The 14,708-nt window shown below is 69.4% G+C and carries 11 protein-coding genes and 1 pseudogene; 5 read left to right on the forward strand and 7 right to left on the reverse strand.

What is annotated here, in order from left to right:
* Nucleotides 1-356: 356 nt before the first annotated feature.
* The 4 genes and pseudogenes from mftG to mftA form a co-directional block, all read right to left on the reverse strand.
* Nucleotides 357-1,811, reverse strand: a complete 1,455-nt coding sequence (gene mftG / locus ACYR7D_RS03130; protein WP_459548127.1) for a mycofactocin dehydrogenase MftG — start codon at nt 1,809-1,811, stop codon at nt 357-359.
* Between the two features lie 12 nt (nt 1,812-1,823).
* The gene (gene mftF, locus ACYR7D_RS03135) at nt 1,824-3,224 is read right to left on the reverse strand and encodes a mycofactocin biosynthesis glycosyltransferase MftF (RefSeq protein WP_459548128.1); all 1,401 of its coding nucleotides are present in this window, start codon (nt 3,222-3,224) and stop codon (nt 1,824-1,826) included.
* A 228-nt stretch (nt 3,225-3,452) separates the two neighbouring features.
* On the reverse strand, nt 3,453-4,958 hold the full coding sequence (mftC, locus tag ACYR7D_RS03140) for a mycofactocin radical SAM maturase (protein WP_459548129.1): 1,506 nt from the start codon (nt 4,956-4,958) through the stop codon (nt 3,453-3,455).
* A 15-nt stretch (nt 4,959-4,973) separates the two neighbouring features.
* Nucleotides 4,974-5,057, reverse strand: a pseudogene (gene mftA, locus ACYR7D_RS03145) (mycofactocin precursor MftA); the annotation flags it as partial.
* A 407-nt stretch (nt 5,058-5,464) separates the two neighbouring features.
* Here mftA and mftR2 point away from each other — a divergent pair.
* Together mftR2 and ACYR7D_RS03155 are read left to right on the forward strand one after the other, a co-directional pair.
* Complete coding sequence (gene mftR2 / locus ACYR7D_RS03150) at nt 5,465-6,100, forward strand: mycofactocin system transcriptional regulator MftR2 (RefSeq protein WP_459548130.1); 636 nt, start codon at nt 5,465-5,467, stop codon at nt 6,098-6,100.
* Between the two features lie 66 nt (nt 6,101-6,166).
* Nucleotides 6,167-7,222, forward strand: coding sequence for a 2Fe-2S iron-sulfur cluster-binding protein (locus ACYR7D_RS03155; protein WP_459548131.1), 1,056 nt, complete (start codon nt 6,167-6,169; stop codon nt 7,220-7,222).
* A 12-nt stretch (nt 7,223-7,234) separates the two neighbouring features.
* On the opposite strand, the gene ACYR7D_RS03160 is transcribed toward ACYR7D_RS03155, so the two are convergent.
* Nucleotides 7,235-7,993 (reverse strand): glutamate racemase, encoded by a 759-nt coding sequence (locus ACYR7D_RS03160; RefSeq protein ID WP_459548132.1) that lies wholly within the window; start codon nt 7,991-7,993, stop codon nt 7,235-7,237.
* A gap of 9 nt (nt 7,994-8,002) precedes the next feature.
* Nucleotides 8,003-9,202 carry an NAD(P)/FAD-dependent oxidoreductase gene (locus ACYR7D_RS03165; RefSeq protein WP_459548133.1) on the reverse strand — a complete coding sequence of 400 codons (1,200 nt, stop codon included), beginning with the start codon at nt 9,200-9,202 and terminating at the stop codon, nt 8,003-8,005.
* A 217-nt stretch (nt 9,203-9,419) separates the two neighbouring features.
* Between ACYR7D_RS03165 and ACYR7D_RS03170 the strand changes: the two genes are divergently transcribed.
* Nucleotides 9,420-9,776: an SPW repeat protein gene (locus tag ACYR7D_RS03170; protein ID WP_459548134.1), complete on the forward strand. Its 357-nt coding sequence runs from the start codon at nt 9,420-9,422 to the stop codon at nt 9,774-9,776.
* A gap of 302 nt (nt 9,777-10,078) precedes the next feature.
* Nucleotides 10,079-12,184, forward strand: coding sequence for a hypothetical protein (locus ACYR7D_RS03175; RefSeq protein WP_459548135.1), 2,106 nt, complete (start codon nt 10,079-10,081; stop codon nt 12,182-12,184).
* A 99-nt stretch (nt 12,185-12,283) separates the two neighbouring features.
* Here the strand turns inward: ACYR7D_RS03175 and ACYR7D_RS03180 are convergent, their stop codons facing one another.
* Nucleotides 12,284-13,330: a helix-turn-helix transcriptional regulator gene (locus tag ACYR7D_RS03180; RefSeq protein ID WP_459548136.1), complete on the reverse strand. Its 1,047-nt coding sequence runs from the start codon at nt 13,328-13,330 to the stop codon at nt 12,284-12,286.
* A gap of 24 nt (nt 13,331-13,354) precedes the next feature.
* Here ACYR7D_RS03180 and ACYR7D_RS03185 point away from each other — a divergent pair, with 24 nt between their 5' ends.
* Complete coding sequence (locus ACYR7D_RS03185; protein WP_459548137.1) at nt 13,355-14,668, forward strand: FAD-dependent oxidoreductase; 1,314 nt, start codon at nt 13,355-13,357, stop codon at nt 14,666-14,668.
* The last annotated feature ends 40 nt before the right edge of the window (nt 14,669-14,708 follow it).

The following is a 14,708-nucleotide window of genomic DNA, read 5'->3' on the forward strand; positions in this document are numbered from 1 at the left end:
CTTGGTATTTCGCCGACCGCATCGGTGAGCTGTATCCCCGACCGATACAGCTCACCTGCCACACCGGTTGTTCCGGCGCGGTCGGTCGGGGTATGCCGACAGCAGACGGTCACACCTCCGGGTGACGGTTCGCTTCCGGTCGGCGGCGGTGCGGAAACGTCGCACCGGCGACCGAGGTGGCCGGCGCGGCGAACCGCACCCGAGGAAAATACCGCAGGGCTCCGCGACCGCGACAACCGGATCGCGGAGCGCGTACCCGGGGTGAATTCGGCGGTTCGCCATCCGTTAGCGCTACATCGGTTATTTCGTGTATCGACTACATGCGCGGACCGGAAGCGGCATACCGGGGGCGGCGCTCAGCGCAGATCCGCGGTGGCACGTTCGGCGAGCAGCACGACGGTGGCCTGCGGACCCCGGCTCAGCGGCACCGGAACCACCGACAGGTCGACCACCGACAACCCCTGCACCCCGTGTACCCGGTACCGCTCGTCGACGACCGCCCGCGGATCGTCCGCGCGGCCCATCCGGCAGGTGCCCGCGAGATGCTGCGAGGTACCGAGCCGCTCCCCCAACCACCTGTCCGTGATATCGCCCGCGCCGATCCATTCGGCCGACATCGCCTCCAGCACCTTCCCGGTGAGTTCCACCGCGGCCCGGAGGCGGGCCCGATCGGAAACGGTCGTCAGGTAGTTGAGCTCGATGCGGGGCGGGGTCAACGGGTCGGCGGTGGCCAGCCGGACACTGCCGACCCCGTGGGGCCGCATCAATGTCACACCCATCCGGTGGACACCGGAGGCGAACGGGACCGCGTAGGGCCGGATTTCGATATCGTCGAATTCCAGCACGTACTCCAGCGGGACCGCACGGCCGGAAGCGGCCGGATGCCGGTAGTCGATCTCGATCTCCGGATGATCGGTGGCCCACTGCCCGACCGGCACCTCGGCCACCAGCGGGATATCCAGGGCGGCGAGCTGATCGGCAGGCCCGATCCCGGACCGCAGCAGCAGTGCCGCCGATTCGATGGCACCGGCGCACAACACCACCCGATCCGCCCAGATGGTTTCGAGTTTCCCGCCGGACAGACGATCCACACCCACCACCCGGGTGCCGTCGAAGCGCAGCCGGGTGATCAGGGTATCGCCGAGTACGGTGAGATTGGGCCGGGAGAGCGCGGGCAGCAGATAGGCCTGGGCGGGCCCGATCCGATGGTGGCGGCCCATCTCGTCGGGTGGGCCGACGGTACACGGGACCGGGCCGACCCCGGATTCGGCGCCGCCCGGTAGCGCGTTCCAGTCCGCCACCTCGCCGAAACCGAGGTCCAGGCAGGCCGCACCGAACTCCTCGAGTAGCGGGGTGGGCCGGGTGACGCGGCGTACCGGTACCGGGCCCGCACGCCCGTGGCCGGGGTGATCCCCGTAGTCGTGATCGTTCTCCAGGGCCCGCAGGTACGGCAGTACTGCTTCGAAATCCCAGGCGGAAGTGCCGACCTCACCGCTCCAGGCAGCGAAATCGTGGGCCACCGCCCGGATGAAGTAGCAGCCGTTCACCGAACCGGAACCACCGATACCGCGACCACGTACGATCCGCCCCGGCCGATTCCGGCTGAGGGCCACCGGGTACCGCCACAGCCAGGGCGCCCGCTCCTCGTGCGGCAGGGCGGCGCTGTCGCGCAGCGGCGGCGGGAAATCCGCGGCGGACGCCCAGCGAGGCCCCGCCTCTACGAGCCGCACCGTATGCCCGGGGTCCTCGCTCAGCCGCGCGGCCAGTACACAACCGGCGGTACCGCCACCGATGATCAGTGTGTCCACCACGTCCGGCCCCGGCTACTGCGGTGGGGCGGTGGGTTTCAATGCGGCGGGGCTGCCCGCCCGGACCACACCCAGCCATAGGCCGGTGCCGTAACCGATATCGTCGACCCGCCGGAAGGCGATATAACGCAGCGGGTCCAGTCCACCGGCTTCCCGATGGGTGTACCAGTCGACCATGCCCTCGGCCACCGCCAGCGTCAGCGCGATCCGCCGGATGCGGCGGGAGAAGAGCATGGCGGCCAGGGTTATCGGCCAGTAGTGCCGGCACATGGCAGAGGAGATCCGCCACAGGCCCGCGAAGAAACCGCGGGCCACATAGATCGCCGCGACGCCGGTGGGGTTGTCGACACCGGCGAACGCGCGCCGCAATCGCCGCAACGGCACCAGCAGGGTGAGCAACGCCCCCAGCAGGCCCCACCTGGTACGGGTCCCCAGGAGGAGCGCGGCCACCGCCGTCCACTTCGGCACCTGGAGCGGCGAGACCATACCGGCGTGCCGTTCGCTCAGCGGAGCGGCGCCGGTGCCGTAGAACATCTTGCGCCGGAACCAGTCACGGAAGGACACCCGGTGATCGTGGGCCACATGGGCGGCCGGTTCGTATCGCGCCCGCCAGCCCGCGCGTTCGAGCCGCCAGCACAGGTCCACATCCTCGGCGACCTGCATGGTCTCGTCGAAACCGCCCTCGGCCTCCAGCACCGAGCGCCGCACCAGCAGCGCGGCACTGGGTACATACGACACCACGCCCCGCGACTGCACGGCGGATTCACGGCGGCCCAGGTCCAGCGAGGAACGGGTGTGTTCGTAGCGGGCCAGCGTATTGGATTCCGGGTCCAGGGCCACGATCCGCGGCGCGACCAACGCCACCTGCGGATCGCTGAAATGTCCGAGCATGACCTCGAGCCAGCCGCTGCGCGGTACCACATCCGAATCGAGGAAGGCCACGAACTGGGTGGTCGCGGCACGCAGCCCGGTATTGCGGGCGGCGGCCGGGCCGCGGCTGCGTTCGTGCCGCAGCACGGTTACCCGGCACCGGTTGGTGTGCTGCTCGTCGACCCGGACCGGTTCGTCGGAACCGTCGTCGACGACGATCACCGTATGCCCGCGCAGCGCGGCCAGGAGCCGGGCCAGACCGTCGGGATTGTTGTGCAGCGGCACGATGATGGTGACGTCCTGCGGGGACGGCAGCAGCCGGGGCCGGGGATTGGCCACACCGGAGTCCAGTAGCCGTCTGGCAACCACGGCCGATTGCGGACCGTTCACTTCGAGGTAGCCGTCGCCGATCATCTCCGCGGCCTCGGGGGCCAGGCGCAGCAATCGGGCAGGTGAGCCACCGATAAGGATGCGTCCCCCCGAGTATGCGCGTACCCGTGGGTCGATACGCACCCCGAATCCGTCGGGCAGGCGATCATGGCGCATTCCACGGATGGTAACTGCCGATTCGATGGAAGACATCAGCAGTCCGGGAAAAAGTGCTCCGGCCCGGAGAAAAACCTGTGAGCACGGTTGATATGAGCATGAAACAGGTCACCCGACCGATAGCACCGGCATGAGAAACCGCCCGGAGCAACGATCTGGCTATCGCGATTCCGGGCGGTTCCGACGGCTCTCACACCAGTGGACTCTGATCACACAAGCGAACTCTCATCACATGAGTGGACTCTCGTCACACGCACGTGCCGGTCGTTTCGCCGGCGGCAGCAGCGTCAACGGGACCGGCCCGGCGGAACGGGACCGGCGCGGTGCGCTCTTACGGGAATGGTCCACCGCCGGACGCGGGATGACACGTCCGGTATCGGCCAGCGCGGCTTCGCCGTAGCCCTGGACGCATTCCGGATCCGGTCCGTCGGCGGGGAGTCCGGTGAAGAACTTCGCCGCCATACACCCGCCGCGGCAGGAGTCGTAGTGCGCGCACGAGGCACAGGCCCCACCGCCGCTGGGCTCGCGCAGTTCGGTGAACAGTTCCGATTCCCGCCACACGGTGGCAAAACCCCCGTCGGTGACCACGTTCCCGGCATGGAACCGGTCGTGGATCGCGAACGGGCAGGCGTAGACATCGCCCACCGGATCGACCAGGCAGACCACCCGCCCGGCCCCGCACATGTTCAGGCCGGGCAGGGCCTGGCCGTACGCGGAAAGGTGGAAGAAGGAATCCCCGGTGAGCACGCCCTCCCCGTTGCGCAGCAGCCAGTCGTACAGGGTGCGCTGCTGCTCCGGTAGCGGATGCAGTTCATCCCAGACATCCGCGCCACGACCGGACGGACGCAGCCGGGTGAGCCGCAGGGTGGCACCGTAACGATCGGCGATCTCCCGGAACTGGTCGAGCTGCTCGATGTTGTGGCGGGTGGCCACCACCGAGAGTTTCGCGTCCCGGAAACCGGCCGCCGCCAGGTTCTCCAGTGCCCGGATCGCCATATCGTAGGATCCGGGCCCGCGTACCGCGTCGTTCACGGCGGCATCGGCACCGTCCAGCGAGATCTGGACGTCGACATAATCGCTCGCGGCGAGACGCTGTGCGACCTCGGGAGTGATCCGCACCCCGTTGGTGGAGAACTTGACCCCCACCTGGTGCGCGGTCGCGTAATCGACCAATTCCCAGAAGTCGGGACGCACCGTGGGTTCACCACCGCCGATGTTCACATAGAACACCTGCATCCGCTGGAATTCGTCGATCAGCGCCTTGCACTGTTCGGTATCGAGTTCCCGCGGATCTCGCCTGCCGGACGAGGACAGGCAATGTACGCACGAGAGATTGCACGCATAGGTGAGTTCCCAGGTGAGGCAGATCGGAGCCGCCAGCCCGGATTCGAAGCGATCCACCAGCCGGACGGCCGGATCGGCCGGCCCCACACCGGTGAACGGCGCGGGCTCGGTGAGCACCGCCGTTTCCGGCGCCTGCTGGATCATCTCCGATTCGGCAAGGCCGGCCAGCGCTTTCACGTACGGTTCCGCGGCCGAGTCCCCGATCCCGGCGGCCCGGATGGCCGCGCGGGCAGAGGTATGCCCGGGCAGGGAGCGCACGATCTCGACGATCCGGGGATTTTTCAGGAAGGACAGTTTGCGGGTGCCGAAGTGGTACAGCAGCGCGCCGAACGGTTCCGGGCGCAGGGCCACTCTGGGATGCAACTGCCAGCGGGTTTCCAGATCGAGCATATCCGGCTCCGCCGATCAGTAGACGCCGCACATACCGTCGATGGACACCTCTTCGATCAGGCTTTCCTCGACGACGGGAGCGTCTTCGGCCGCGTGACTCCCGACGGTGCCGACCGGTCCGCGGTGATCGGTTTCGGCCGGTCCGAAGGAACGGTTGTCCGCCATGGCTACCTCCACAGATTGGTGCCTGCGCCGGCCGGATGGTCGCGTGTCTCCGCCGTAGCGGCACCCGGCGCGGTACCGCCGGTGAGCCGTGGCACAGTGCCGGCGCCGCGATCGCGGGATGCGATCGCCGTCACACCATAACGTCATCCACTGACAAAATGGAACAGTTTGCGATTATCCGTCACACTCCCGTCTCCGCCCCGGCCGTGCGCGCCCACATCACCCGTTCCGATCACAGCACCATCACGTGTGGTCATAGACTGCGAGGACAAAGCAGCTGAAGAGAACGTGACGGGCGGACGTCGCTCGACGTGGTAGAGGTGGCAATGGGAGTCGTGCGGATGCAGACGAGCGGGGGCGGGGGAGGAAACGGCAGTACCCTCTCGGAGACCGAGATCGTCGAGGCGGCGCTGCGCGTGGTGCGCGCCGACGGGGTGGAGAAGCTGTCCATGCGACGGCTCTCCCGCGAACTGGGCGTCTCGCCCATGGCGCCCTACTACTACGTCGCGGACAAACGGGAGCTTCTGGACCTGGTGGCCACCGCCGCGCTGGCCGGGGTCCGTAAACCGCCACCCGAATCGGGCCCCTGGCAGGATCGCCTGGTCGATCTGCTCGCCCAGATCGATGAACGCCTCCGCCGGCATCCGGGTCTGGGCGATGTACTCATCGAGCAGATGCTGGGCAAACAACTCGACCTGATCGCCGGCATCATGGAGATCCTGTACGAGGCCGGTTTCAGCGACCGCAATGTCCTGGCCGGCTATGCGACCATCCACACCTACCTCTTCGGCCGCCGCCGGGTGAACCCCCGCAATCTGGACACCCCGCCCGATGTCGTGATGCCCGAGCGGGTGGCCCGCGCCATGGAGCATCTGCCGGATCTACGCGGCCGGTATTCCTACGATTTCGGGATCGGCGTGCTGGTCGCCGGACTCGAGGGGCAACTGGGGCGTCAGCATGCCGCCGGCATAGGCTAAAATTGAAACACGTTCTAGTTTTGCCGTAGGCTCGGTGCCGACGGCCACCAGTGTCGAGAGGACGAGATGACCACCGTCGAAGTGCCCCATGGCTCGCGATCCGTCGTCTTACGGGTCGCCGAGGTCATCGCGGAAACCACCGACGCGAGCTCGCTGGTCTTCGAGGTCCCCGAGCAGGCGCGTGACAAGTTCGCATACCGGCCCGGCCAGTTCCTCACCCTGCGCATCCCCAGCGACCGCACCGGCTCGGTGGCCCGCTGCTATTCGCTGGCCAGTTCGCCGTTCACCGACGACCGGCCCAAGGTCACGGTGAAACGGACCAAAGACGGTTACGGGTCCAACTGGCTCTGCGACAACATCAAACCAGGAGACCAACTGGAGGTGCTACCGCCCTCCGGCGTGTTCACCCCCGAGAACCTGGACGACAACCTGCTGCTGTGCGCGGCGGGCAGCGGTATCACCCCGGTGATGTCCATCCTCAAATCCGCACTGGAACGCGGTACCGGCCGGATCACGCTGTTCTACGCCAACCGGGACGCCGAATCGGTGATCTTCGCCGCCGAACTGCGTGAACTGGCCGAGCGGCACCCGCGGCGGCTCGTCGTCGTGCACTGGCTGGAAACGCTACAGGGGCTGCCGACCGTCACCGCGCTGGCCGAACTGTTCCGCCCCTACCCCGAATACGCCGCCTTCATGTGCGGCCCGCGGCCGTTCATGGATGGGGTACACGAGGCGCTCGCCCAGGTGGGGGTCCCGCGCAACCGCACCCATGCCGAGATCTTCAACTCCCTCGCCGGCGACCCCTTCGCCGAGAGCGCACCGGTCGAGATCTCCGCCGAGGAAGCCGCGGACGCGGCCACCGTGGAGGTGGAACTGGACGGCGAGGTACACAATCTGAGCTGGCCCCGTAAACAGACCCTGGTCGACATCATGCTGGACAAGGGCATCGATGTGCCCTACTCCTGCCAGGAAGGCGAATGCGGCTCCTGCGCCTGCACGGTGCTGGAGGGCAAGGTCGAGATGGACAATGCCGAGATCCTCGACCCGGAGGATATCGAGAACGGCTACATCCTCGGCTGCCAGGCACACCCGGTGACCGACCACCTGCGCATCCAGTTCTGACCGGCCGGCCGGCTATCCCGCGCCGAGGAGCCGGCCGGGCTCGTAGGCCGCCGCACCCGGCGGCAACTCCCCCGGCCGGCCGCTCAGGTACACCCGGACGGTCCCCTCGCCGGTGGTCGGCCGGCCCAATGCCTCCATCCGCCGGATGGTCTGCGCCGCGACGGCCTGCGCACTGTCGAACAGGCGCACCCCCTCGGGGAGCGCGGCGACAATGGTGTCCACGATCAACGGATAGTGCGTGCAGCCCAGCACCACTGCCTCGACATCGGCGGGCGTACGCGCGGCCGCGTCGGCCACCGCGGCCCGCACCGCGGCCATATCGCCGCGGTCCACCGCTTCGGCCAATCCGTGACAGGCCACCCCGGTGATCTCGGCGTCACCGCCGAAACGGGCGATCAGATCCGCCTGATAGGGACTGGCCGTGGTGGCGGCGGTCGCCCATACGGCCACCGAAGCGCATACGGCCGCGGCCGGTTTGATCGCCGGTACCGTCCCCACCACCGGCACATCGGCACCCAGATCGGCACGGACGTGTTCCAGCGCGGTCACACTGGCCGTGTTACAGGGCAGCACCACCACCTCGGCGCCCAGGTCGCGCGCGGTGCGGGCGGCGGAAACCACCCGGTCGACCACCCACTCCTGCGGTTTCGGACCCCACGGCGCGCCCTCGGGATCCAACTGCAGCAGCAGATCCACATCCGGGCGCAGCTTGCGCAGCCACGCCGCGGTGGGCAGCAAACCGAAACCCGAATCGATGAGCGCGACGATCACACCCACAGGTTATTGAGTCGCGCCGAGCAGTTCCTCCACCGGGGCGGCCGCGGCGATCCCGGCGCGCATCTTCATCACTCGGCCGGTCATACCGGCACCGACCACACCGGCCAATCGGCCCGCACGGAAGTAGTAGGCCAGGAACTTGCGGCCGTCGTCGGCCAGTATGTGGACCTCGTCCGACGCCCGCGGCGTACCGAGCGCCTGGATCTTCAGGTCGTACTGGTCGCTCCAGAAATACGGCACCTGTGGTGCGCTCGGCGCCGGCACGCCCAGAAGCGCGCAGGTCAGCAATTTGGCCTGTTCACCCGCATTGGTCCAGTGCTCGGTCCGGCGATGTTCACCGGTCGGGGTGCGCCAGGCGGCCACATCGCCGACCGCCCAGACGCCGGGCACGGTGGTACGGCCGCATTCGTCGGCGAAGACTCCGCCGCCCGCGGCGGGGCCGGCCAGTTCGATCCCCGATCCCACCAGCCAGTCGGTCACCGGACGTGAGCCGATCCCGGCGACCACCAGATCCGCGGAAACCTCGGACCCGTCGGCGAGTACCGCCCCCCGCACGCGACCATCGGGATGCGCCAGCAGCTCGCCGACGCCGACCCCGCAACGCAGGTCGACACCGGCGCCCCGATGCAGGCGGGCCACCAACTCGCCCACCTCGGCGCCCAGGACGGAGGCCAGCGGTGTGGGCTGCGGTTCCACGAGCATTACGGGCACGTTCTCGGCGCGCAGGCTCGCGGCCACCTCGCAGCCGATGAAACCGGCGCCTATCACCAGCGCACGCTCGGCACCGCGCGCTCCGTCGCGGAGTGCGACCGCGTCGTCGTGGCTGCGCAGCACATGTACCCCGCTGAGGTCCTCGGAGCCGGGAAGCGGCCGCGGCCGCAGTCCGGTGGCGATGACGAGGTGGGCGTAGGTCACCGCCGTGCCGTCGGCGAGACGCACCTGCCGGGCGGCGGTATCGACACCGACCGCCGGCGAACCCAGCCGGAGGTCGATCTCCTTCTCGGCGTAGAAGTCAGCCGGGCGCAGCGGTGTCGATTCGATTTCACCGCGAACGAACTGTTTGGACAGCGGCGGGCGATCATAGGGCGCATACGCCTCGTCCCCGAGAAGTACCAGGCCACCGCTGTATCCGGCGCGGCGCAGTTCCTCGGCGGTGCGCAGCCCGGCCAGGCCGGCACCGGCGATCACGATCGGCGCGGACATACCGAACTCCCTCCCGCGGCCACTGCCGCGCCTGTAACACGTTATAGAAATACGTGTAGCCCACCCTAACTCGCGCGACGATGCCGCGGAAGCGCCTCCGATACGCACCATTTCGCCGCGCAATCGTGTCCGTGGCGATATCAACCCTTCACCCCGGGAACGCTATACCGAGGTCAGGCCCTGTTCACGGACCTGTTTCCAGTTTCAGGAGGCCACTATGTTCACCGAAAGCCGGACCCAGGATTTCCTGGCCGTCGTGCTCGGCGCCTTCACCGCTCTCTCACCGCTCTGGGTGGATACCAACGAGCGGGCGACCTGGACGATGATCGTGCTCGGCACACTGATCGCGCTGACCGGGCTCGCCCAGATGTACCGACCGGCGCTGGCACCGGCCGACTACGCCATGGCTTTGTTCGGTGCGCTGCTGTTCCTCGCTCCGTGGGTCATGGACTACACCGCGTACAACGGCGCCTCGTGGACCTCATGGATCGTCGGACTCGTCACCGTCGTCCTCGCGGTCGCCGCGCTGCCCGCGATCGCCGGGCGCATGCACCGGGCGGCACCACACCACTGACAGCGCCCGCACCGTCACCCGCCGGGCCGTCCGGCGGGTGGGCGCATTTGCGCCATTGCGGTCTCGGAAATTTTCCCCCGGAACAGACATCGGACCCCGGGCGCCGTCATCGGAGCTTCCGCGGCTACCCGGCACCGCACGGCCCGGCTTCCTGGCACGTCAGCGATCCACGGCTCCGGGATCGGCGGTGGGCGGGTGACTCCTGACGGAAATGTAATCCTGGCCACCCGGGGCAGCCGAGGCGGTGGCGACCGGCTTCGCACACTAGAACGAAATCCACCCCGGCGGGTAAGAATGGGCTCATGGATGCCGAAAATGCCAGCCTCGGAGACGAACGTCGTGCTCGCCCGGAGGAGTACGGGCGCGCACAGCGGAACTCCGAGTCGAGGGGCTTCGCCGGCTTCGGATCGAACGGATTCGATCCGGCGAATGGTTCGAACGGCGCCACGAACCACTCCGATTCCGTTCCCGACCACGGTTACACGTGGACTCCCGCACCACCGTCGACCCCGCAGAACCAGCAGAACACCGGTGGTTCGGTGGCGCTGGACCCGTTCGCCACCTGGAACACCCCGGGCGTCATCGGTGACGCGCCGGCTCCCGGGCTCATGACTTCCGGTGGGCAGGATCTGGACCCGCGCTTCGCCACGCCGGCCCAGGACGGTCCACCGTTGCCCGCACCCCCCGACAACCCTCGCGATCCCGACGGACCCGAAACCGCGGCCCTGCCCACCCGCTCCCCGGCCGGGGGCGCGCATACCCACGCCGACACCACGGATATGCCACGTATTCCGCAAACCGGCGCCCCGACCGCGGCCCTTTCCTCCTCCTCTCGTATCCCGATGCCCGGCGCACATCCCACGGACTCCACCGACCCGACGGTCCCGGCCTCGACCGGGCTGCCGGAACGACGGCCTCAGTTGTCCGGCGTGACGAGCACGCCGCGGCCCGCCACCGATCCCGCGGAGCCATCGACCGGCCCGGCGCCGTATCCGGGCGAGGAGAACTACCGCCCGGCGGACAGCGATCCGGGCACGTTCACCGAATCCTCCACCGATCCCGGCTCACTGCCGAGCTGGCTCAGTTCGATCGGTGAGGAACCGGCGCCCCAGCCCGTGGAGTCCGGGGGCCGACGCCGCAAGCTCGAACCGGACGAGCCCGCCGAGCCGTTCAACCCCTTCGCGGATCAGCATTCCGGCGCACCGTCCGCCGATACCGCCGATCCACGCGATCTGCCGGGTACGCCCGCGGAATCCGACCCCGCCGAATCCGCCTCGGCCGACCGCCCGAAACAGCCGTCGTTCGCCCTGCCCACCCGGACGCCGTCGGCGTACCCCGCCTCCGCCGCCGGCAGCGATACCGCACCGGAGGCCCTGCCCGCTCGGCGGCTGCCCCGTTCCGCGGCCCGGCATGCGCCCGCCCGAGAGCCGGAGCCGGTATCGGAAAACCTCCCGAACGCCGATTCCGTCGCGGAACCGGAAACGCCGCGTCCACTCGAAACCCCGGCGGATCCCGAGGGGTCCGACGCCGGCACCGCCCGGGAACCGGCGGTTCCACGCCGGCTGCCCCGCTCCGCCGCGCGCTACACCCCCGAACGGCAAGACGATCGTTCCGGCGAACCGGAGCCGGATTCCGCCACTCCGTTGCGGATCGTCACGTCCGGCGACGAGGACACCGCACCACCCGACGACGAACCGGCCGCGGCCACCGCGCCACCGCGCCTGGCTCCGCCACCGGACAGCGTCCCGATACTCGACCGGTTACTCGAGCAGGAACCCGCGCGCGGTATCGATCCCGGTGACGAGTCCGCGGCCCCGGTGGCCGAGATACTCACTCGGATCCTGGAATCCGAGCAGGAGAACGGGGGGTCGCGGCACGCGGAACCCACCGATTCACCGGATGAGGAGGGCCCGGCGGCGCAGCGCGGTCCGGCGGCCGCGGCGCTGACCCTGGTACCCGACGAGGAAGCCGATGCCACGCAGGCACGCACCGCGCAGAGCGAAATCCGGCCGCCGCTCGAAACCCGGCGTTCCCGGCGTGCCCGAGAGGCCGCCGAAGCCGCTGCCCCACTGACCGGACAGCCGGAGCCGTCGCTCACGGCGCCTGCGGCGAGCACCGAACCGGAGCCGGCCGCGACCCGCGCGAGCGATACCGCGTCCCGGCACGGCCGCAACGAGGAGGGCGCCGATATCGATATCCATCTCATCATGCGTTTGCTCACCGCAAGCGATGATCTGGAAGTCCTCGCTGGTCAGGCCGAGACGGGTGAGGTCTCGGCCGCCGAGGTGGCCCGCGCCGCACGGGAGGCCCGCGCGGCCGTACTCGCGGCGGTCTCCGCCTGGTACGGCGGACCGGCTCAGATGGTCAAATTCGCCAACGCCCTGCTGCAGGCCGCGCGCGAATCCTGATACGACACCGCCACCCCCGGGACCCGGTCGCGCTTTCCCACCGGCCGGCCCCGGTGGTCGCGGCCCGCGCGGGACCGGCCGGTGGCCGGCGATGCGAAGCTACCCGGCGGCGGGCCCCTGCCCGGACTCGACCGGCGGTTCCGTTTCCGCACCGGCGCTCGTCACCGCCGTCCACCGTTGCGCGAGCCGTCGGCAGGCCCGGACCAGTTCAGGGGGCTCCACCTCGGTGATATCGGCGTCGAAGGTGGCGAGGAGTCCCGCGATACCGGCCCACGACCAGGCTCCGAGAGTGATACGGCAGTGCCCCGGATCGAGGTGCTCGACCACCGATCCGCCCGGCGCCCAACGCGCGACGATCTCGGCCGCGAGGTTCAGGCGAGCGCTTCCGGTGTACTGCCACGCGGCGGGAGTATCCCCCCGATCGTGAGTGGTCGTGACGAAGCGGGCGACATCACCGCCCGGGAGATCCCGTGGTGTGAACGGGATACCGGTCGGTGGGTGGAGGTGGAGGCCGTCGAGGCGGTGCACCCGCCACGTACTGTCCTCGAGATCGAAACCGACCAGGTACCACCGGCCGGCCCAGACCACCATATGGTGCGGCTCGATCCGGCGCGCCGGTGCGAACCCGGTATCGCCTGGAGCGGCCCGGGTGCCGTCGGCGCGAAGCGTATCGACGACGAGCACCTGGCGGTGCCGTATCGCGCTGCCGGCGGCCTTCAACACCTCCGGCTCGATGGGCGGCGCCGGAAACTCCCAATAATTCCGCAAACTGGTGACCCGCAGGGATTTCACCGCCGCGCGCAGCCCGGTGGGCATCACCTGCTCGAGGGTGTCCAGCGCCCGCGCGGCGTCCTCGTCCAGGCCGAAGACGGTGGTCGGGGCGGTCTGCAGGGCCACCGCGACCGCGAGAGCCTGGTCCTCGTCGAACAACAGCGGCGGCAGGACATACCCAGGCCCGAGCTGATATCCGCCGCCCGGCCCGTGCAGCGTCACGATCGGATAGTCGAGCAGGCGCAGGGTCTCGATATCCCGCCGCACGGTGCGCTCCCCGACCCCGAGCCGGGCGGCGAGTTCTCCGAGTGTCCAGCGTCGCCGCGTGGCGAGCAGCGAAAGCAACCGCAGCGCCCGCCGGGAGGTGTCGGCCATTTTGCGCATAATAGTGGACGCTCGATGTCCACCACTGATGCCATTGTCGTCTTCGGGAAGTTGTCCGGCACGAACCCGAGGAAAAGGAAGACATTGCGCATCATCATCATCGGCGGCGGTATCGGGGGCCTGGCACTGGCTGCCGGTCTGCGGCGGCACGAGTTCGACGTACAGGTGTTCGAGCGGGATGTCGACCCAGCCGAGACCGGGGGGTACCACATCACGCTCGACGGCCCGGCACAGGCGGCCCTGCGGGAACTCGTCGCCCCGGAGATCTTCGAACGGCTGTTGAGGTCGGCCTCGGCGCTGCGCCTGCGCGCCTCGGACGCGTTCTGGGACCGGCGCGGTCGTCTGCTGGGCTACGGACCGGACCTCGGTGACAGCCCCAGCGTGGATATCGACCGCATCACCCTGCGTACCGTGCTGGCCGACGCGGTGGGCCCCGACCTGCACCTGGGGCGCACCGTCACCGCGATCGGGCGGGCAGAGAACGCAACGCCGACGGCCGTGTTCACCGATGGCTCCTCGCACTCCTGCGATCTCCTGATCGGCGCCGACGGCACCCACTCGCTGGTCGCCCGTCATCTCGCCGGCGGTCCCACCAGCGAACCCACCGGCATCATCGGTTTCTCCGGCCGGACCGCGGCAGGCGACCTCGAAGCCTCCGAACGCCGCCGGCTCGGGCCACGCTCGGGGACGGCGATCGGTCCGGGCGGCACGGCACTCTACATCGGCTACCTCGACCCGGTGGGCAACGCCGTACTCGACGCCACCGGCCCCCGGGAGTCGATCACGTCCGGCCCCACCTACATCTGGGGCGCCATGTTCGGCGAATCCGCTGAAACCGACTCGATGCGCGACCTCCGCGGCGCCGCACTGGGGTCGGCGCTGCACGCCGCCTTCCGCCGCCGCGGATGGAGCGAACCCGCACTCGAAGTCATCACCCGAGCCGACCCCCACAGCATCGGCGGTTTCCGTTTCCATGCCGCTTCGACGCGGGCGCGGGACCTCGCCCCGTGGCCCGCCGGCCGCGTCACCGCGCTCGGCGACGCCGTCCACGCGACCCCACCCACCGCCGGTATGGGTGCCGGCGCCGCTCTCCGCGACGCCGCGAGCCTGGTCACGCGCCTGCGCGAAGTCGCTGCCGGCACAACCGACCTCACCGTAGCCGTCAGCCGGTTCGAGGCGGAGATGCGCCTGCGCGGCAGCGAAGTCCTGACCGCGGCCATGAGAACCGTCCGCTTGTTACGAGCCACCGCAACCCCGGCCGGGTCGGTCGCCACCGCGGCCGCGACCCCCGTGCTCGCCGCCGCCAACCGGCTCGCGGGCAGACGCTGACCCTGCCCTGGCACGGCCACCGATCGGAAAGGAGAGGGCC

The sequence above is a fragment of the Nocardia sp. X0981 genome (assembly GCF_977089955.1).